This is a genomic window from Pseudomonas sp. VE 267-6A (genome assembly GCF_024126555.1).
Classification (GTDB): Bacteria; Pseudomonadota; Gammaproteobacteria; order Pseudomonadales; family Pseudomonadaceae; genus Aquipseudomonas; species Aquipseudomonas palmensis.
The window spans coordinates 107,640-126,583 of sequence record NZ_JAMYBY010000016.1 but is presented as its reverse complement, the minus strand read 5'-3'; the positions used below and the strand labels follow the sequence as shown (position 1 = coordinate 126,583).

The 18,944-nt window shown below is 63.4% G+C and carries 23 protein-coding genes; 8 read left to right on the top strand and 15 right to left on the bottom strand.

The features are described from left to right. Nucleotides 1-27: 27 nt before the first annotated feature. Entirely contained in the window at nt 28-990 is a 963-nt protein-coding gene (rlmF, locus tag NJH59_RS19260) for a 23S rRNA (adenine(1618)-N(6))-methyltransferase RlmF (RefSeq protein ID WP_253087184.1), read from the top strand. A gap of 72 nt (nt 991-1,062) precedes the next feature. Here the strand turns inward: rlmF and NJH59_RS19255 are convergent, their stop codons facing one another. Next, nucleotides 1,063-1,344, bottom strand: a complete 282-nt coding sequence (locus NJH59_RS19255; protein WP_009398256.1) for an HU family DNA-binding protein — start codon at nt 1,342-1,344, stop codon at nt 1,063-1,065. 408 nt (nt 1,345-1,752) lie between these two features. Here NJH59_RS19255 and yejK point away from each other — a divergent pair, with 408 nt between their 5' ends. Then, a complete protein-coding gene (gene yejK / locus NJH59_RS19250; RefSeq protein ID WP_043862439.1) occupies nt 1,753-2,760 on the top strand; it encodes a nucleoid-associated protein YejK in 1,008 nt (335 codons plus the stop codon). On the opposite strand, the gene NJH59_RS19245 is transcribed toward yejK, so the two are convergent. The 14 genes from NJH59_RS19245 to NJH59_RS19180 all read right to left on the bottom strand — a co-directional run bounded on the left by NJH59_RS19245 (nt 2,741) and on the right by NJH59_RS19180 (nt 13,669). After that, nucleotides 2,741-3,034 carry a GIY-YIG nuclease family protein gene (locus NJH59_RS19245; RefSeq protein WP_229589547.1) on the bottom strand — a complete coding sequence of 98 codons (294 nt, stop codon included), beginning with the start codon at nt 3,032-3,034 and terminating at the stop codon, nt 2,741-2,743. The genes yejK and NJH59_RS19245 overlap by 20 nt on opposite strands. 40 nt (nt 3,035-3,074) lie before the next feature. Beyond that, a complete protein-coding gene (locus NJH59_RS19240) occupies nt 3,075-3,545 on the bottom strand; it encodes a nuclear transport factor 2 family protein (protein ID WP_253087183.1) in 471 nt (156 codons plus the stop codon). Between the two features lie 152 nt (nt 3,546-3,697). Beyond that, on the bottom strand, nt 3,698-4,951 hold the full coding sequence (locus NJH59_RS19235) for an MFS transporter (protein ID WP_253087182.1): 1,254 nt from the start codon (nt 4,949-4,951) through the stop codon (nt 3,698-3,700). A gap of 13 nt (nt 4,952-4,964) precedes the next feature. Further along, nucleotides 4,965-5,612, bottom strand: coding sequence for a FadR/GntR family transcriptional regulator (locus NJH59_RS19230; RefSeq protein WP_043862443.1), 648 nt, complete (start codon nt 5,610-5,612; stop codon nt 4,965-4,967). Nucleotides 5,613-5,743: 131 nt separating this feature from the next. After that, nucleotides 5,744-6,790 (bottom strand): histidinol-phosphate transaminase, encoded by a 1,047-nt coding sequence (gene hisC / locus NJH59_RS19225; protein WP_043862444.1) that lies wholly within the window; start codon nt 6,788-6,790, stop codon nt 5,744-5,746. Between the two features lie 2 nt (nt 6,791-6,792). Then, a complete protein-coding gene (hisD, locus tag NJH59_RS19220) occupies nt 6,793-8,133 on the bottom strand; it encodes a histidinol dehydrogenase (RefSeq protein ID WP_043862445.1) in 1,341 nt (446 codons plus the stop codon). A 126-nt stretch (nt 8,134-8,259) separates the two neighbouring features. Beyond that, nucleotides 8,260-8,895 (bottom strand): ATP phosphoribosyltransferase, encoded by a 636-nt coding sequence (hisG, locus tag NJH59_RS19215; RefSeq protein WP_043862446.1) that lies wholly within the window; start codon nt 8,893-8,895, stop codon nt 8,260-8,262. 97 nt (nt 8,896-8,992) lie between these two features. Then, nucleotides 8,993-10,258: a UDP-N-acetylglucosamine 1-carboxyvinyltransferase gene (gene murA / locus NJH59_RS19210; protein WP_043862447.1), complete on the bottom strand. Its 1,266-nt coding sequence runs from the start codon at nt 10,256-10,258 to the stop codon at nt 8,993-8,995. Nucleotides 10,259-10,281: 23 nt separating this feature from the next. Next, on the bottom strand, nt 10,282-10,521 hold the full coding sequence (locus tag NJH59_RS19205; RefSeq protein ID WP_010223373.1) for a BolA family protein: 240 nt from the start codon (nt 10,519-10,521) through the stop codon (nt 10,282-10,284). Nucleotides 10,522-10,636: 115 nt separating this feature from the next. After that, on the bottom strand, nt 10,637-10,939 hold the full coding sequence (locus tag NJH59_RS19200) for a lipid asymmetry maintenance protein MlaB (RefSeq protein WP_054916378.1): 303 nt from the start codon (nt 10,937-10,939) through the stop codon (nt 10,637-10,639). Then, a complete protein-coding gene (locus NJH59_RS19195) occupies nt 10,936-11,586 on the bottom strand; it encodes a phospholipid-binding protein MlaC (protein WP_043862449.1) in 651 nt (216 codons plus the stop codon). The genes NJH59_RS19200 and NJH59_RS19195 overlap by 4 nt, the downstream gene beginning before the upstream one ends. A gap of 9 nt (nt 11,587-11,595) precedes the next feature. Further along, nucleotides 11,596-12,063, bottom strand: a complete 468-nt coding sequence (mlaD, locus tag NJH59_RS19190) for an outer membrane lipid asymmetry maintenance protein MlaD (RefSeq protein WP_043862450.1) — start codon at nt 12,061-12,063, stop codon at nt 11,596-11,598. Continuing rightward, a complete protein-coding gene (mlaE, locus tag NJH59_RS19185; RefSeq protein ID WP_043862451.1) occupies nt 12,063-12,860 on the bottom strand; it encodes a lipid asymmetry maintenance ABC transporter permease subunit MlaE in 798 nt (265 codons plus the stop codon). The genes mlaD and mlaE overlap by 1 nt, the downstream gene beginning before the upstream one ends. After that, nucleotides 12,860-13,669, bottom strand: coding sequence for an ATP-binding cassette domain-containing protein (locus tag NJH59_RS19180; protein WP_043862452.1), 810 nt, complete (start codon nt 13,667-13,669; stop codon nt 12,860-12,862). The genes mlaE and NJH59_RS19180 overlap by 1 nt, the downstream gene beginning before the upstream one ends. A 256-nt stretch (nt 13,670-13,925) precedes the next feature. Between NJH59_RS19180 and NJH59_RS19175 the strand changes: the two genes are divergently transcribed. From NJH59_RS19175 to NJH59_RS19150, 6 genes are all read left to right on the top strand, one after another. Beyond that, nucleotides 13,926-14,900: a KpsF/GutQ family sugar-phosphate isomerase gene (locus NJH59_RS19175; RefSeq protein ID WP_253087181.1), complete on the top strand. Its 975-nt coding sequence runs from the start codon at nt 13,926-13,928 to the stop codon at nt 14,898-14,900. Then, entirely contained in the window at nt 14,901-15,425 is a 525-nt protein-coding gene (locus NJH59_RS19170; protein WP_043862454.1) for an HAD family hydrolase, read from the top strand. It abuts the gene before it with no gap. Between the two features lie 8 nt (nt 15,426-15,433). Continuing rightward, a complete protein-coding gene (lptC, locus tag NJH59_RS19165; RefSeq protein WP_043862455.1) occupies nt 15,434-16,006 on the top strand; it encodes an LPS export ABC transporter periplasmic protein LptC in 573 nt (190 codons plus the stop codon). Continuing rightward, a complete protein-coding gene (gene lptA, locus NJH59_RS19160) occupies nt 15,993-16,517 on the top strand; it encodes a lipopolysaccharide transport periplasmic protein LptA (protein ID WP_054916380.1) in 525 nt (174 codons plus the stop codon). Before lptC ends, lptA begins: the two co-directional genes overlap by 14 nt. Beyond that, complete coding sequence (gene lptB, locus NJH59_RS19155; RefSeq protein ID WP_043862457.1) at nt 16,518-17,243, top strand: LPS export ABC transporter ATP-binding protein; 726 nt, start codon at nt 16,518-16,520, stop codon at nt 17,241-17,243. It abuts the gene before it with no gap. A gap of 188 nt (nt 17,244-17,431) precedes the next feature. Beyond that, nucleotides 17,432-18,925 carry an RNA polymerase factor sigma-54 gene (locus NJH59_RS19150; RefSeq protein WP_043862458.1) on the top strand — a complete coding sequence of 498 codons (1,494 nt, stop codon included), beginning with the start codon at nt 17,432-17,434 and terminating at the stop codon, nt 18,923-18,925. The last annotated feature ends 19 nt before the right edge of the window (nt 18,926-18,944 follow it).

Below are 18,944 nucleotides of genomic sequence, written 5' to 3'. Positions count from 1 at the left end.
CTTGCCGGCGTTTTTTATGGGATTTTCATGACCACACCCAACAAACCCACCCTGCACCCGCGCAACCGCCACCAGGGTCGCTACGACTTCCCGCAACTGATCAAGAGCAGCCCCGAGCTGGGCCGCTTCATGATCACCAACCCCCACGGCAAGCCGAGCATCGATTTCGCTAACCCCGAGGCAGTGCGCGTGTTCAACCGCGCCCTGCTCAAGGCCCAGTACGGCATCCAGCACTGGGACATCCCGGCCGACTACCTGTGCCCGCCCATACCCGGCCGCGCCGACTACCTGCATGGCCTGGCCGACCTGCTGGCCACCGACAACGATGGCGAGATTCCGCGGGGTGCGATGATCCAGGCACTGGATGTGGGGGTCGGGGCCAACTGCATCTATCCGCTGCTGGGTCACGTCGACTACCGCTGGCGCTTCCTGGGCTCGGACATCGACCCGGTGGCCCTGGGCGCCGCCAAGGCCATCGTGCAGGCCAACGGGCTGGGCAAGGTCATCAGCCTGCGCCAGCAGGGCAATGCGCGGCAGATCCTCGCCGGCCTGCTCAAGAGCGACGAACGCTTCGACGTCACCCTGTGCAACCCGCCCTTCCACGCCTCGCGTGACGAAGCCACCCGTGGCAGCCAGCGCAAATGGCGGGCGCTGGGCAAGGCCGACCCCAAGCGCAAGCTGCCGGTACTGAACTTTGGCGGGCAGAACAACGAGCTGTGGTGCGAGGGCGGTGAAATCCGCTTTGTCAGCCAGCTGGTGAATGAAAGCGTGGCCCTGGGCCAGCAGGTGCTGTGGTTCAGCAGCCTGGTGTCGAAGGCATCGAACCTGCCGGGTATCGAGGCGGCCCTGAACAAGGCCGGCGCAGTAGAGCACCGCGTGCTGGAGATGGGCCAGGGGCAGAAGCAGAGCCGCCTGGTGGCCTGGACCTTCCAGACACCTCAGGCGCGCGCAGCGTGGCGCCAGCTGCGCTGGACGAAACCCGCCCCCTAGGGGCATGCGCAGCACCCACAAAAAAACCGCGCCTGGCTCGCACCGGACGCGGTTTTCAGAAGCTGTTTACAATTACTTGTTTACAGCGTCGGTCAGCACTTTGGCTGGAACGAACTTGACGACTTTCTTGGCAGCGATTTCGATGGCTGCGCCAGTCGAAGGGTTACGACCGGTACGGGCAGGACGCTCGGTGATCTTCAGCTTGCCGATACCCGGCAGGGTGATTTCGCTGCCATTTTCCAGTTGATCAGCAACGATCTGGCCCAGTTGCTCCAGAGCGTTACGCGCGGTGGTTTTCGGCGCGTCGATAGCTTCGGCGATATCGGCGATCAGTTGGTCTTTGGTCAATGCCATGGTGGTGTTCCTTCCCTATCAAATTCAGTTGGTTTGCAGAGTGCAGCGTCAGCCATCGGCCCAGACCCGCGAGTCTTCGGCGGTCCGGGGTATATCCATTGCCAATCGCGTATGTAGATACACAAAAATGCGTTTGGTTCGACGTGACATCAGCGGTCTGCCAGCAATGCGCCACACGCGGTGCGCAAGACCGGGCAAAACTACCACACGAAGCGATAAATATCCGCCTCCCACAGGCCAAATGTTCTGGTTTTTCGGGGGTTTGCAGCAAATTTCGCAAAAAATCGCACAAAAAATGAACAACCCTTGCGTCGACACACATCCATACCCTGCTCAAGCCCCCGGCTGGGTTACACTTGGCCGCTTTGCAGCGCCGTATGTCGCGCCCTATTTTCAGCCGAGAATCCCATGCCGATCCGTCATTGCATCGTCCACCTGATCGACAAGAAACCCGATGGCAGCCCTGCCGTGCTGCACGCACGCGACTCGGAACTGGCCGAGTCGACCGCCATCGAGAACCTGCTGGCCGACCTCAACGACAGCTACAACGCCAAACAGGGCAAAGCCTGGGGCCTGTTCCACGCCGAGTCCGGCGCCCATCCGTTCAGCGGCTGGCTGAAGGAGTACCTGGATGAAGGCAAGACCTTCACCGCCTTCAGCCGCGTGGCCGTCGAGCACCTGCAGAAACTGATGGAAGAGTCGAACCTGTCCACCGGTGGCCACGTACTGTTCGCCCACTACCAGCAAGGCATGACCGACTACCTGGCCATCGCCCTGCTGCACCACAGCGAAGGTGTGGCGGTGAACGCCGACCTGGACGTGACCCCCTCGCGCCACCTGGACCTGGGCCAGCTGCACCTGGCTGCTCGCATCAACATCTCCGAGTGGCAGAACAACAAGCAGTCCAAGCAGTACATCTCGTTCATCAAGGGCAAGAACGGCAAGAAGGTCTCGGAGTACTTCCGCGACTTCATCGGCTGCCAGGAAGGCGTCGACGGCCCGGGAGAGACCCGCACTCTGCTCAAGGCCTTCAGCGACTTCGTCGAGAGCGAGGACCTGCCCGAGGAAGCCGCCCGCGAAAAGACCCAGACCCTGGTCGAGTACGCCACCAGCCAGACCAAGGCAGGCGAGCCGGTGACCCTGAGCGAGCTGTCGGAACTGATCGACGAGGACCGCCCGCGGGCCTTCTATGACCATATCCGCAACAAGGACTACGGCCTGTCGCCGGAGATCCCGGCCGACAAGCGCACCCTGAACCAGTTCCGCCGCTTCACCGGCCGCGCCGAGGGCCTGTCGATCAGCTTCGAGGCACACCTGCTGGGCTCGAAGATCGAGTACGACGAAGAGGCTGGCACCCTGATCATCAAGGGCCTGCCCACCCAGCTCACCGATCAGCTCAAGCGTCGCAAGGACTGAGCCCCGTCCAGGAGGCCACCAGTGCCTCCTTGGCCGACTTGCGCAGCTTCTTCACCAGGCGTTCCTGGCGCAGCGCCTCAGCCTTGTCCGGCCAGGCTTCCACATACACCAGCGCCACTGCCGGGCTGGTGCTGAAGTAACGCGCACCGCGGCCGCTCTGATGCGCATTGAAACGGCGCTCGGGGTTGTCACTGATGCCGCAGTACAACGAACCGTTGGCGGTGCGTACCAGATAGACATACCAGGGTTTGCGAGAGGTGGGGGTTTCGGTCACGGGCATCTGCGTACAGGGGTGAAGGCGACAGCTTACCCCGTCAACGCCCGGCCTGAAATGCGCTCAGGCCTTTTGCCGCCTGTTGGCGAATCTTGCCCTGTACCAGCGGTGTCCAGCCCAGCAGCAGGCCCTTGGTACCCAGCGCCTGGCGGGCCCAGCGCCACAGGTCGAAATGATCGTGATGCTCGACGATCAACCCGTCGCGGATCACGAAACGTGCCTGAATGTCGTTGACCACCACGCGACCGGTCTGGCTGAACAGGTAGGTGGCCACCCAGTGCGCAGTGGCGCTGCGCTCGTCGGCGCGCACGCTGTCGAAGGTCAGGGAGAAATCCTTGGCGCGACTGGCGAGCATGCGCCACATGTCGGCGGCGTCCTTGCCACGCAGGGTACCGAAGGCCGGGTCGCTGAACACCACCTCGGGGCTGTAGCAGGCGACCATGGCCTCGGCGTCGAGGCGCTGGAAGGCCTGGTAGAAACGTGTGATCAGCGCGATGTTGGCGTCGCTCATGGGCGCGGTCCATTACAGGGGAACGGACGTGAACGATAGGCCGAGTGATGGCTGAAAGCTACGGGTATATACGGTGCGAATGATGTGCCCCATCGCAGGTCAGGCCCGCTCCCACAGGTGCAGTGCAGACCCGCGATGGCAGCCACGCGAAGTCAGACCCGTTCGCTGACCACACCCACCTGCATCGACCGCCCGGCCTTGAGCCCGAAACCGATCGCACCCACGCCCAGCACCGCGAAGATCCAGCCCACTGCGTCCCAGCCACCGGTCACGTCATGCACCAGGCCCACCGCGAACGGCCCCATCGAGGCCAGGGTATAGCCGATGCCCTGGGCCATGCTCGACAGGTTGGCCGCCACATGCGAGTCCTTCGACCGCAACACGATCAGGGTCAGCGCCAGGGCAAAGGTGCCGCCCTGCCCGATACCCAGTACCACCGCCCAGCCCCACAGCCCGCCTAACGGGGCATACAGGCAGCCGAACAGGCCGGCCAGGGTCAGCAGCATCACCAGCACGATGGCCAGGCGCTGGTCCTTGCCACGGGTGGCCAGCCACGGCGCGGTCAGGGCACTGGCCAGTTGCACGATCACCGAACCGGACAGCACCAGCCCGGCCTCGGTCGGGCTCAGGCCACGGCCGATCAGAATCGAGGGCAGCCAGCCGAACACGATGTACGCCAGCGACGACTGCAGGCCCATGTACAGGGTCACCTGCCAGGCCAGCGGATCGCGCAGCAGCCCCCTCACCCGATAAGCCACCGCATGCTTGCCATGCCCGTGGCGCGCCTGGGGCAGCCAGAACAGCGCCGCCACCACCGCCGGAATCAGCCAGACACCCAGGCCCAGCGCCCAGCTGTCGTCGAAGTGCTGGCTCAACGGCACGGTGGCGCCGGCCGCCAGGGCCGCGCCCAGGCACAGGGCCATGGTGTACACGCCGGTCAGGGCGCCGGCATGCTTGGGGAAGTCGCGCTTGACGATGCCCGGCAGCAGCACGCCAATCACGCCGATGCTGGCCCCGGCCAGGATGCTGCCGGCAAACAGCCCCACACTGCCCAGCGAGCTGCGCAGCAAGATGCCGCACGCCAGCGTGAGCAGAATGCCCAGCACCACCCGCTCGCTGCCGAAGCGACGCGCCAGGATCGGTGCCAGCGGCGCGAACAGGCCCAGGCACAGTACCGGCAGCGTGGTCAGCAGGCCGGCCTGCGAAGCACTCAGCCCCAGGCTGTCGGACACCTGCCCGAGCAACGGCGCCATGCTCGACAGCGCCGGGCGCAGGTTCAGTGCCACCAGTACCAGCCCCAGCAGCAACAGCCACGGGCGCTGCAGCACGGCGGGCGGTTGCAGCTGGGCGTCGTCGGCTTCGGCGTCGATCAGGAGTTCTTCGAGCGGCGGGTTGGGTTTGGGCATGGCTGTCTCTGCGTCAGGCTTCATTGATAAGGGTTCTGCTCAGGGCCTTGGCCCGTTCCGGGTCGCGTTGCTCGACCGCCTGCAGGATGTCGCGGTGCAGGTCGAACACGCCCTGGCAACGCGATTCGCGCATGTTGTGGTGCACGGCGCACGCCACCACGGCGGAGAAGTAGCGGTACAGCTCGCTCAATGCCGGGTTGTGTGCGGCGTCCACCAGGCGCTGGTGAAACACCAGGTCGCAGGCCACGTAGCTGTCGAGGTCGTCGTGAAAGTGCTCGGCGCTGTGCTGCAGGGCTTCATGCAGCCCCTTGAGGTCATCGTCGGTGCGGCGCAGCGCCGCCAGCCCGATGGCCTCGGCTTCGAGGATGTGCCGGGTTTCGCGGGCCTGCTCGAGGCTGCAACGCGACAGCACCTGCACGGTGGCCAGCGGGTCGACATTGGCGCGCAGGTAGGTACCGTCGCCCTGGCGCACTTCGACCAGGCCGCTGAAGGCGAGCACGCGCATCGCTTCACGCACGGTATTGCGGCTGATGCCCAGTTCCAGGGCCAGTTCGGGCTCGGTGGGCAGGCGCTGGCCGACGGCCCAGGCGCCATCGGCGACGCGCTGGCGCAGTTGTTCGACGGCCTGCTCGACAAGGGAGCGTTTGATGAGTTGAGTCATTTGACGTTCTTACATCCAATCATCGGACGAATCTGAGGAGCGGAGAATAGCCTGTCGGGCCACGTCGATGCAATCGCCAGCTAGGCCGGCTCCCGCAGGAGCCCGCCTAGCTGGCGAAAGACAAGGCGCTATCAGTTCAAGGCGTCAAGCAGCGCCTGGTTCTGCTCGGGCGTACCGATGCTGATACGCAGGAACTGCGCGATGCGCTGCTGCTTGAAGTGGCGCACGATCACGCCCTGCTCGCGCAACTTGGCCGCCAGCGCAGCGGCATCCTGCTCGGGGTGACGGGCAAAGATGAAGTTGGCCGCCGACGGCAGCACCTGGAAACCGCGGTCGGTCAACTGCGCCACCAGCTGCTCCCGGCTGTCGATCACCTGACGGCAGGTCTGTTCGAAATACGCCTGGTCCTCGAACGCCGCCGCCGCGCCGACGATGGCCAGGCGATCCAGCGGATAGGAGTTGAAGCTGTTCTTGATGCGCTCCAGCGCCTCGATCAGGTCCGGGTGGCCGACCGCCAGCCCGACCCGCAGGCCGGCCAGGGAACGCGACTTGGACAGGGTCTGGGTCACCAGCAGGTTCGGGTAGCGGTCCACCAGGCTGATGGCGGTCTGGCCGCCGAAGTCGATGTAGGCTTCGTCGACCACCACCACCGAATCCGGGTTGGCCTGCAGCATCTGCTCGACTGCCTCCAGCGCCAGCAGGCAGCCAGTGGGTGCGTTCGGGTTGGGGAAGATGATGCCGCCGTTGGCGCGCTGGTAATCCTCGACACGAATCTGGAACTGCTCGTCCAGCGCTACCGCCTCATACGGGATGCCGTACAGGCCGCAGTACACCGGGTAGAAGCTGTAGCTGATGTCGGGGAACAGCAGCGGCGCATCGTGCTGGAACAGGCCGTGGAAAATGTGCGCGAGCACTTCGTCCGAACCGTTGCCCAGGAACACCTGGCTGGCCTGCACGCCGTAGTAGCTGGCCACCGCCTGCTTGAGCCGGTCGCCATTGGGGTCCGGGTACAGGCGCAGGTTGTCGTTGAGCTCGCCGCGCATGGCCTCCAGCGCCTTTGGCGAAGGGCCATAGGGGTTTTCGTTGGTGTTGAGCTTGACCAGCTTGCTCAGCTTGGGCTGCTCGCCCGGCACGTAAGGCACCAGGTCCTTGACGAAGGGGCTCCAGAATTTGCTCATGCTCAGTTGCCCTCTTTATCGACAGGGGTGTGATCGCCAAGGATGCGGTATTCGGCGCTGCGTGCGTGCGCGCTCAGGGATTCGCCACGGGCCAGCACCGACGCGGTGCGACCCAGGTCCGAAGCGCCCTGCTCGGAACAGAAGATGATCGAGGAACGCTTCTGGAAGTCGTACACCCCCAGCGGCGAGGAGAACCGTGCGGTGCCGGAGGTAGGCAGCACGTGGTTGGGGCCGGCGCAGTAGTCGCCCAGCGCCTCGCTGGTGTGGCGACCCATGAAGATCGCACCGGCGTGGCGGATCTGCGGCAACCAGGCTTGCGGGTCGGCCACCGACAACTCCAGGTGCTCGGGGGCGATGCGGTTGGCCACCTCGATGGCCTGCTGCATGTCGCGCACGTGGATCAGTGCGCCACGGCCATTGATGGAGGTCTGGATGATCTCGGCGCGGTCCATGCCCGGCAGCAGCTTGTCGATGCTTGCGGCCACGCGGTCGAGGAACTCGGCATCGGGGCTGACCAGAATCGCCTGGGCGTCTTCGTCATGCTCGGCCTGGGAGAACAGGTCCATGGCGATCCAGTCCGGGTCGGTCTGGCCGTCGCACACCACGAGGATCTCCGACGGGCCGGCAATCATGTCGATGCCCACCTGGCCGAACACATGGCGCTTGGCGGTGGCCACGTAGATGTTGCCCGGGCCGACCACCTTGTCTACCTGCGGCACGCTCTCGGTGCCGTAGGCCAGTGCGGCAACCGCCTGGGCGCCACCGATGGTGAACACCCGGTCGACCCCGGCGATGCACGCCGCAGCCAGCACCAGCTCGTTGATTTCACCACGCGGGGTGGGTACCACCATGACCACTTCGGACACCCCGGCAACCTTGGCCGGAATCGCGTTCATCAGTACCGACGAAGGGTACGACGCCTTGCCACCCGGTACGTACAGCCCGGCGCGGTCCAGCGGCGTGACCTTCTGGCCCAGCACGGTGCCGTCGGCCTCGGTGTAGGTCCAGGAGTCCTGCTTCTGCCTTTCGTGGTAGCTGCGCACCCGGCGGGCGGCGGTTTCCAGCGCCTCGCGCTGCGCCGGGGTAATGCGGCTCAAGGCCAGCTCCAGGCGCTCGCGCCCCAGGATCAGGTCATCGATGGAGGTGGCCTGGACGCCGTCGAAACGCTGGGTGAATTCCACCAGCGCCGCGTCGCCGCGCTCGCGCACGGCCTTGATGATGTCCAGCACCCGCTGGTTGACCGCATCGTCAGACACGCTTTCCCAGCTCAGCAGATGATCCAGATGTCGGGCGAAATCCGGGTCAGCAGCGTTGAGTCGGCGAATTGCAGTGGACGTGGTCATGGCTAAGGCCTCGGTAAATGGCGGATGCTCAGGCGCCCTAAGCTACCAGTCCATCCGCGCGGGCACCCGAGAAAATTGGCTATGACGCGGATAGACGGGCGCGACAGCGAAGGTCGCGCGCAGGGGTCAGCCGCGGTGTCGCGATTCCACGGCCAGACGCAAGGCGTCGATCAGGCTCTGGATGCGTGCGTGCTGCATCTTCATCGAGGCCTTGTTGACCACCAGCCGGGAGCTGATGGTGGCGATCAGTTCCTGGGGTTCCAGGCCGTTGGCACGCAGGGTGTTGCCGGTGTCGACCACGTCGATGATCTTGTCGGCCAGGTTGATCAGCGGTGCCAGCTCCATCGAGCCGTACAGCTTGATGATGTCGACCTGACGGCCCTGCTCGGCGTAGTAGCGCTTGGCGACGTTGACGAACTTGGTGGCCACGCGCAGGCGCCCCTTGGGTTCGGCAGCGCCGATGGCACCGGCGGTCATCAGCTTGCATTGGGCAATCTGCAGGTCCAGCGGCTCGTACAGGCCCTGGCCGCCGTACTCCATCAGCACGTCCTTGCCGGCCACGCCCAGGTCGGCGGCGCCATGCTCGACGTAAGTCGGCACGTCGGTGGCACGCACGATCAGCAGGCGCACATCGTCCTGGGTGGTCGGGATGATCAGCTTGCGGCTTTTGTCCGGATTCTCGGTAGGCACGATGCCCGCCTCTGCCAGCAATGGCAGGGTGTCGTCGAGAATGCGGCCCTTGGACAGCGCGATGGTCAACATGGGAAACGTCAATCCTTAAGCGGCTTTAGCCGCCGGACCCGTGCAGGCGCCCGACGGCAATCGATTCTTGTGGCGCGTCCCTGCGCCGAGTGCAGGGCTAGCCCGGTACGCGACGGATCTTCGCGCCCAGCATCTGCAGTTTCTCTTCGATGCACTCGTAGCCACGGTCTATGTGGTAGATGCGATCGATCAGGGTGTCGCCCTCGGCTACCAGCGCCGAAATGACCAGGCTGGCCGAAGCCCGCAGGTCGGTGGCCATGACCGGAGCGCCCTTGAGGGTCTTGGTGCCGGTGACGATGGCCGTGTTGCCTTCGACCTGGATCTGCGCGCCCATGCGGTGCATCTCGTACACGTGCATGAAGCGGTTTTCGAAGATCGTCTCGATCACCGCGCCGGTGCCTTCGGCAATGGCGTTGAGGGAGATGAACTGCGCCTGCATGTCGGTAGGGAACGCCGGGTACGGGGCGGTGCGCAGGTTCACGGCTTTTGGCCGCTTGCCGTGCATGTCCAGCTCGATCCAGTCTTCACCGGTGGTGATTTCGGCACCGGCTTCCTTGAGCTTCTCCAGTACCGCCTCGAGGATGGTCGGATCGGTGTCCTTGACCTTGACGCGACCGCCGGTCACGGCAGCGGCCACCAGGTAGGTGCCGGTCTCGATTCGGTCGGGCATCACGCGGTATACGGCCGAACCCAGGCGCTCGACGCCGTCGATGGTGATGGTGTCGGTACCGGCACCCTGCACCTTGGCGCCCATGGCGTTGAGGAAGTTGGCCAGGTCGACCACTTCCGGCTCGCGTGCGGCGTTCTGCAGCACGCTGCGGCCCTTGGCCAGGGCAGCGGCCATCATGATGTTCTCGGTACCGGTCACGCTGACGGTGTCGAAGAAGAAGTGCGCACCGCGCAGGCCGCCTTCAGGCGCCTTGGCCTTGATGTAGCCGCCTTCGACTTCGATCTTCGCGCCCATCGCCTCGAGGCCGCGGATGTGCAGGTCGACCGGGCGCGAGCCAATGGCGCAGCCGCCAGGCAGGGCCACTTCGGCCTCGCCGAAACGGGCGACCATCGGGCCCAGCACCAGGATCGAGGCACGCATGGTCTTCACCAGCTCATACGGCGCGACCAGGGTCTTGATGGTGCGTGGGTCGATCTCCACCGCGAGCTTCTCGTCGATCACAGGCTCGATGCCCATGCGACCGAACAGCTCGATCATGGTGGTGATGTCGTGCAGGTGCGGCAGGTTGCCGACGGTGACCGGGCCGTCGCACAGCAGGGTGGCCGCCAGAATCGGCAGCGCTGCGTTCTTTGCGCCGGAAATGCGGATTTCGCCATCGAGACGAACGCCGCCAGTGATAATCAGTTTGTCCATTGGAATCTCGCCGCCAAGTTGGCTCAGGTGCGCTCAGCCCAGGCTGCGCTGCTGAAAAATTTCATGGTTACCGCATGGATGCTGCCATCGGTGATCCACGGGTTCAGGTGAGCATAGATCTGCTGCTGACGCTTGACCGGGCTCAGGGCCGCCAATTCGTCACTGATTACGTTCAGCTGGAAGTTGCAGCCTTCGCCTTCAACTTCGACCCGGGTTCCCGGCAACTTTTCTTCAAGGAAGTTCTTAACTTCTACGGCCTGCATGCTCAACCTCAATCGGCGCCCTGTGCGCGCGGGTCGGCCATCATACAAAAAAGCCCCTCGCCTGCGAACCCCGTAAACGAGGACTCTGACAGAGGGGCCCGTCGCGCACCCGTATTTATTGACCGGCCAGCAGCTCGCCGAGCCCGTACACCTGAGCGATTTCGTGCATGCCATGGGGCATGCCGCGCACCTCGATGGTCTTGCCCGCCGCCTGCCCGTCACGGGTGAAGGCCAGCAGCAGGGACAGACCCACGCTGCTGGAAAGCTCCACCGCCGAACAGTCCAGCACCAGCGAAGGCTCGCGACTGGCAGCAATCAGGGCCCTGCCCTGCTTGCGCAGCACCGGGCCGGTGCGGTAATCCAGCACACCGGACAGGCTCAGCACGCCGGGTGCGGCAAGGGTGACTGCCGCACTCATTGGGCCTGCTTCTCGGCCGCTTGCTCGGTGGTTTCCTTGGCCTTGGCCACTTCGCCGGCCCAGCCGTCGATGGTCTTGTCCAGGTCGTTGCCGTTGCGCTGCATGGCGTCGGCGAACTGGTCACGGAACAGCTTGCCGATGTTGATGCCGTTGACGATAACGTTACGCACCTTCCACTCGCCATTGAGCTTGGTCAGGGTGTAGGAAACCGGGTAGACGGCGCCGTTGTTGCCCTTGACCGTCATGTCGACGCTGGCACGGTCGTCGCCGTCCTTCTTCTCGGCGCCCACGGTGATGCCCTGGTTGTTGTATTCCAGCAGGGCGTTGCCATAGAACTGCATCAGGCTGCGCTTGAAGTTTTCCTGGAAGCGCTGCATCTGGGCCGGGGTAGCCTTGCGCGAGTACTTGACCGTCATGATGCTGCGGGAGATGCCATCGGCATCCACCACCGGTCCCAGGTTGGCGTTGAGCGCATCGTAGAACGCGCTGGGGTTGGCCTTGTACTGCTCCTTGTTCGCCTTGAGGTCGGACAGCAGTTGCGTGGTGGTGGTCTGGATCACTTCTTTGGGCGATTGCGTGGCCGCAACGGCCATCAACGGCAGGCTCGCCAGCAATACCAACAGGCCGCGTCGCAGGATGGAAATCATGGAAACTCCTTATTTAGCTTCTTTGCCAACGGTATTGAGCAAAAACTTGCCAATCAGATCTTCCAGTACCAGCGCCGACTGGGTGTCATGGATGGTTCCACCTTCCTTGAGCACCGCCTCCTCACCGCCCACGCTGATGCCGATGTACTTCTCGCCGAGCAACCCGGCGGTCAGGATCGAGGCGGTGGAATCGGTCGGCAGGTTGTCGACGCGTTTTTCCAGCTGCAACGTCACCCGACCGGTATAGGTATCGCGGTCCAGATCGATGGCCGTGACCTTGCCGATGGTTACACCGGCCATGGTCACTTTAGCTCTGACAGTCAAACCGGCGATATTGTCGAAGTAGGCGTAAAGTTTATAGGTATCGCTGCTCGGGCTGGCGGACAGGCCGCTGACGCGCAGGGCCAGCAGAAGCAGTGCCAGGATCCCGGCCAGGAGGAACAGGCCGACACCGATTTCCAGGGTGCGGTTTTGCATCAGAAATCTCCAAACATCAAGGCGGTCAGAATAAAGTCCAGACCCAGGACTGCCAGCGAGGCATAGACCACGGTCTTGGTAGTGGCACGGCTGATCCCCTCTGAAGTGGGCTCACAGTCATAGCCTTGGAATACGGCAATCCAGGTGACGACGAAGGCAAACACGAGGCTCTTGAGCACCCCGTTGAGTACATCGTCGACGAACGAAACGCTGTTCTGCATGTTCGACCAGAAGGAACCTTCATAGACTCCCAGCCAGTCCACCGCCACCCAGGACCCGCCCCAGATGCCGACCACGCTGAAGATCATCGCCAGCAGCGGCAGCGAGATGAAGCCGGCCCACAGGCGCGGTGCAACGATGTACTTGAGCGGGTCGACGCCGATCATCTCCAGGCTCGACAGCTGCTCGGTGGATTTCATGTTGCCGATTTCGGCCGTCAGCGCCGACCCGGCCCGCCCGGCGAACAGCAGCGCGGTCACCACCGGGCCCAGTTCACGCAGCAGGGTCAGGGCAACCATCTGCCCCACCGCCTGTTCCGAACCGTACTTGGTGAGGATGCTGAAGCCCTGCAGGGCCAGCACCATGCCGATGAACACGCCGGACACGACGATGATGGCCAGCGACATCACGCCGACCGAGTACAGCTGCTTGACCAGCAACTGGAACCCGCCGCCAATCCCGCCGCGCCCCACCAGGGCATGCAGCAGGAACAGGCAGGAGCGCCCCAGCACGGCCACTACGTCGATCGCGGAGCGACCAAACAGACGAATACGTTCGAGCAATGACTTTCTGCGCATCAACGCTTCCCCAACAGATCGGCGCGGTAATCAGGCGCAGGAAAATGAAAGGGCACCGGACCATCCGGATCGCCTTTCATGAATTGGCGGATACGCGGGTTGTCCGACTCCATCAGCTCCTGCGGCGTCCCCTGGCCCAGTACCTGGCCGTCCCCCACCACATACAGGTAGTCGGCAATGCTCGCGGTTTCTGCAAGATCGTGCGAAACCACGATGCTGGTGATGCCCAGCGCATCGTTGAGCAGGCGGATCAGGCGTACCAGCACGCCCATGGCGATCGGGTCCTGGCCGACGAAAGGTTCGTCGTACATGAGGATCTGCGGGTCCAGGGCAATCGCCCGGGCCAGTGCCACACGGCGCTTCATGCCGCCGGACAGTTCGTCGGGCATCAGTTCGATGGCACCGCGCAAGCCCACGGCCTGTAGCTTCATCAGCACGATGTCGCGGATCATTTCCTCGGGCAGCTGGGTATGCACCCGCAGCGGGAAGGCGACGTTCTCGAACACGTCGAGGTCGGTGAACAGTGCACCGCTCTGGAACAGCACGCCCATGTGCTTGCGCGCGTCGAACAGGTCGCTGCGCGAAAGGGTCGGCAGGTTTTGCCCGGCCACCCACACCTCGCCGCTGGCAGGGCGCAGTTGCGCGCCCATCAGACGCAGCAGCGTGGTCTTGCCGCACCCGGAAGGCCCCATGATGCCGGTAACCTTGCCGCGGGGAATGCGTATGTCGACATTATTGAAGATGCTGCGCGCGCCGCGCTTGAAGGTCACGCCCTTCAATTCGACCGCGTAGGCGTTATCAACGCTCATCTAAACTCCTTGCGATGCAGCCTTTTCACTCAGACGCCAACCTCCTTCATGGAGGCACGCACGCTCCGAGCGGGCCGAACAGGCGGCGAACTATAGCACCGCTGATAGAGCCACCCCAAGGCCATCACCGAGGCTGTTCAGCTCAAGTTAAGGCTCACTTAAGGTTTCTGGCAGAGCATCCTTGCAATCACAGGTGAGGCTTTGGCGCATTACCGCTATAATCCCCGCCTTTTCATCAGGCAATCCGATCTACGACATGAGCCAATCCACCGACCTGATCCAATCCGCACAGCGCACCATCCGTCTCGAGATCGAAGCGGTAGAGGGCCTGCTGGCCCATATCGACGCCAATTTCGTCAAGGCCTGCGAGCTGATCCTGGCCAGCAAGGGCCGGGTCGTGGTGGTGGGCATGGGCAAATCCGGGCACATCGGCAACAAGATTGCCGCCACCCTGGCCAGCACCGGCACCACGTCGTTCTTCGTTCACCCCGCCGAGGCCAGCCACGGCGACATGGGCATGATCACCCGGGACGACATCATCCTGGCACTGTCCAACTCGGGCACCACCAACGAAATCGTGACCCTGCTGCCACTGATCAAGCGCCTGGGCATCAAGCTCATCAGCCTCACCGGCAACCCCGACTCGCCGCTGGCCAAGGCCGCCGAGGTCAACCTGGACGCCCGCGTGGGCCAGGAGGCCTGCCCGCTGAACCTGGCCCCGACGTCCTCCACCACCGCTGCGCTGGTACTCGGCGACGCCCTGGCCATCGCCCTGCTCGAGGCGCGCGGCTTCACCGCCGAAGACTTCGCCTTCTCGCATCCGGGCGGTGCCTTGGGCCGACGCCTGCTGCTCAAGGTCGAGAACGTGATGCACGGCGGTGACGAACTGCCCCAGGTTCAGCGCGGCACGCTGCTCAAGGACGCCCTGCTTGAAATGTCTCGCAAAGGTTTGGGCATGACCGTGGTGCGCGAAAGCGACGGCCGCCTGGCCGGGGTGTTCACCGACGGCGACCTGCGCCGCAGCCTGGATCGCAACATCGACGTGCACACCACGCTGATCGACGAAGTGATGACCGTACACGGCAAGACCGCCCGCGCCGAGATGCTCGCGGCCGAGGCCTTGAAGATCATGGAAGACCACAAGATCAGCGCGCTGGTGGTGGTGGACACGCTCGACCAGCCGGTCGGCGCCCTGAACATGCACGACCTGCTGCGCGCGGGAGTGATGTAAATGAACGACGATCTGCTGCAACGCGGCAAGGCCATCAAGCTGGCGGTATTCGATGTGGACGGCGTGCTGACCGACGGTCGCCTGTACTTTCTCGAGGACGGCAGCGAATTCAAGACCTTCAACACCCTCGACGGCCAGGGCATCAAGATGCTCATGAACTCGGGCGTGACCACCGCGATCATCAGCGGGCGCAAGACGCCGGTGGTCGAACGTCGTGCGAAAAACCTCGGCATCCCGCACCTGTACCAGGGCCGGGAAGATAAACTGGTGGTGCTCGACGACCTTCTTGGTCAACTGGGCCTAAGCTATGAACAGGTTGCCTACCTGGGCGACGACCTGCCAGACCTGCCGGTGATTCGCCGGGTCGGCCTGGGCATGGCCGTAGCCAGTGCCGCTCCGTTCGTGCGCCAGCACGCCCATGGCGTGACCCTTGCGCGCGGAGGCGAAGGCGCAGCCCGCGAGTTCTGCGAACTGATCCTGCAAGCCCAGGGCAACCTGGACGCGGCGAATGCCAACTACCTGTAGAGCGATCCATGTTCAGTAAAAAGATCCGCAATATCGCGCTGTTCAGTGTGATCGCTGCCTTGTTTGCAGCGGTCGGCTACTGGAACATCAGCCCCGAGACGTTCCTCGACGAGCCCGCAGCGCAGGTCGACGAAAGCGCCATCGACTACTACGCCATCAATGCCCACAGCGTGCAGTTTCTGCCCGATGGCAAGCTGCAGTACGAGATGACCGCCGACAAGGTCGAACACCTCAAGGCCAGCGAAGTGACGCTGCTGACCACGCCGGACCTCAACATGTACCGCGGTACCGCCTACCCGTGGCACGTGCAGAGCACCCGCGGCGAGGTCAACCCGGACGGCACCGAAGTGGAACTGATCGACAACGTGCGGGTTGCCCGCACCGACGACCAGAACCGCGAAACCATCATTACCACCACCCGCATGACAGTCTTCCCGCAGAAGCAATATGCGCAGACCGAGCAAGCCGTTAGAATCGACGGCGCCGGTGGCACAACTACGGGCAAGGGAATGAAAGCGTATCTGAAAGACGGCAGGATGAACCTGCTGTCCAACGTAAGAGGACAGTATGAGGCTCGTTAAAACCCTCCCCTTTTTGCTCAGCCTGAGCGCAGCACTGGGAAGCGCGAGCGCCTGGGCCCTGCCGAACGACCGTGATCAGCCTATCCGTATCCAGGCTGACCAGGCTCAACTGGATGACAAGAAAGGCGTTGCCACCTATACCGGTGACGTGATCATCACCCAGGGCTCGATGATGATCAAAGGCAACACCGTGACCATCACCCGCACTGCCTCCGGCGATATCGACGTCGTGACCTCGGTGGGCAACCTGGCCTACTTCGAGCAGCAGCAGAGCGCAGCCAAGCCGGACAAGATGCAGGGCTACGGCAAGACCATTCAGTACAATGCGCCACAGAACCGCATCGTGCTGATCGACCGCGCCAAGGTCATCAATGAAGGCAACACCACCGAAGGCGAGAAAATCGTCTACGACACGGTGAAGCAGATCGCTACCGCTGGTCGCGGCGGCAAAGTCACCGAGTCGCGTCCGCGCATCGACATGGTGATCCAGCCGAAGAAGAAGGCCGAGTAGATGGCAACCCTCAAAGCCCAGCACCTGGCCAAGGCCTACAAAAGCCGGCAAGTCGTGCGTGATGTCAGCCTGTCCATCGACAGCGGCCAGATCGTCGGCCTGCTCGGCCCCAACGGCGCCGGCAAGACCACCTGCTTCTACATGATCGTCGGCCTGGTACAGGCCGACCAGGGCCGTGTACTGATCGACGACCTGGACGTCAGCCACCAGCCCATGCATGGTCGCGCACGTGCCGGCATCGGCTACCTGCCGCAGGAAGCCTCGATCTTTCGCAAGCTGTCGGTGGCCGACAACATCATGGCGATCCTCGAGACCCGCAAGGAACTCGACCGCGATGGTCGCCGCAAGGAGCTTGAAAGCCTGCTGCAGGAATTTCACATCAGCCACATCCGCGACAACCTGGGCATGAGCCTGTCCGGTGGTGAGCGGCGCAGGGTGGAGATTGCCCGGGCACTGGCCACCGCGCCCAAGTTCATCCTGCTCGACGAACCTTTCGCCGGTGTCGACCCGATCTCCGTGGGCGACATCAAGCAGATCATCCATCACCTGAAGGCCAAGGGCATCGGCGTGCTGATCACCGACCACAACGTCCGTGAAACCCTGGATATCTGCGAAACCGCCTACATCGTCAACGATGGCCAGTTGATCGCCGAAGGCGATGCACAGACCATCCTGGCCAACGACCTGGTGAAAGAGGTGTACCTCGGCCACGAGTTCCGCCTGTAAGCTGCGGCACATGGCTGAACATGGCGCTGCCTGGGCGCTGGCAAATGGCTCCACCCGGGGTTAATTGTTCCAGCGCTCTAGGCAAACGCTTTGATTTCAGGCATATAATTTGCTTAAAGTTGGCGCCTCTCGCGCCCTTGTAGTAGATGGCGCCTGTGCGCCGGCGAATAAGGTGTTAAGCCCCAGCCATGAAACCATCGCTCGTCCTAAGAATGGGCCAGCAACTGACGATGACTCCTCAGTTGCAACAGGCTATCCGACTGCTCCAGCTCTCCACCCTGGACCTGCAACAGGAAATCCAGGAGGCGCTGGAGTCCAACCCGATGCTCGAACGCCAGGAAGAAGGCGAGGATTTCGACAACAGCGACCCGATGGCCGACAACGCCGAGACCAAGCCGGTTGCCGAACCTCAGGAGAGCAGCTTCCAGGAGTCCGCCCCCACGGTGGACAACCTCGAAGAAGGCGAATGGAACGAGCGCATCCCCAACGAACTGCCGGTCGACACGGCCTGGGAAGACATCTACCAGACCAGCGCCAGCAGCCTGCCCAGCAATGACGATGACGAGTGGGACTTCACCACCCGCACCTCTGCCGGCGAGAGCCTGCAGAGCCACCTGCTGTGGCAGCTCAACCTGGCACCGATGTCCGACACCGACCGGCTGATTGCCGTGACGCTGATCGACTGCATCAACAACCAGGGCTATCTCGAAGAAACCCTCGAAGAGGTGTGCGAGTCGTTCGACCCGGAACTGGACATCGAACTCGACGAAGTCGAGGCCGTGCTGCACCGTATCCAGCAGTTCGAGCCCGCCGGCATCGGTGCCCGCAACCTCAGCGAATGCCTGCTGCTGCAACTGCGCCAGCTGCCGCCGCGTACGCCGTGGATGGCCGAGGCGCAGCGCCTGGTCAGCGACTACATCGACCTGCTCGGCAGCCGCGACTACAGCCAGCTGATGCGTCGCATGAAGCTCAAGGAAGACGAACTGCGCCAGGTCATCGAACTGGTACAGAGCCTCAACCCGCGCCCCGGCTCGCAGATCGAGTCCAGCGAAGCCGAATACGTGGTGCCCGATGTCATCGTGCGCAAGGATTCCGACCGCTGGCTGGTCGAGCTGAACCAGGAAGCCGTGCCGCGCCTGCGGGTCAACCCGCAATACGCCGGCTTCGTGCGTCGCGCCGACACCAGCGCCGACAACACCTTCATGCGCAACCAGTTGCAGGAGGCGCGCTGGTTCATCAAGAGCCTGCAGAGCCGCAACGAGACGCTGATGAAGGTGGCCACGCAGATCGTCGAGCACCAGCGCGGCTTTCTCGACCACGGCGACGAGGCGATGAAACCGCTGGTACTGCACGATATCGCCGAGGCGGTGGGCATGCACGAGTCGACCATTTCGCGGGTGACCACGCAGAAATACATGCACACCCCGCGCGGCATCTACGAACTGAAATACTTTTTCTCGAGCCACGTGAGCACCTCCGAGGGCGGCGAATGCTCGTCCACGGCGATCCGCGCGATCATCAAGAAACTGGTCGCGGCTGAAAATCAGAAAAAGCCATTGAGTGACAGCAAGATCGCTGGTTTACTGGAGGCACAAGGCATCCAGGTAGCCCGTCGCACCGTCGCCAAGTACCGCGAGTCCCTTGGCATTGCACCGTCGAGCGAACGCAAGCGATTGATGTGACATCCCCTGAGATGTGCCA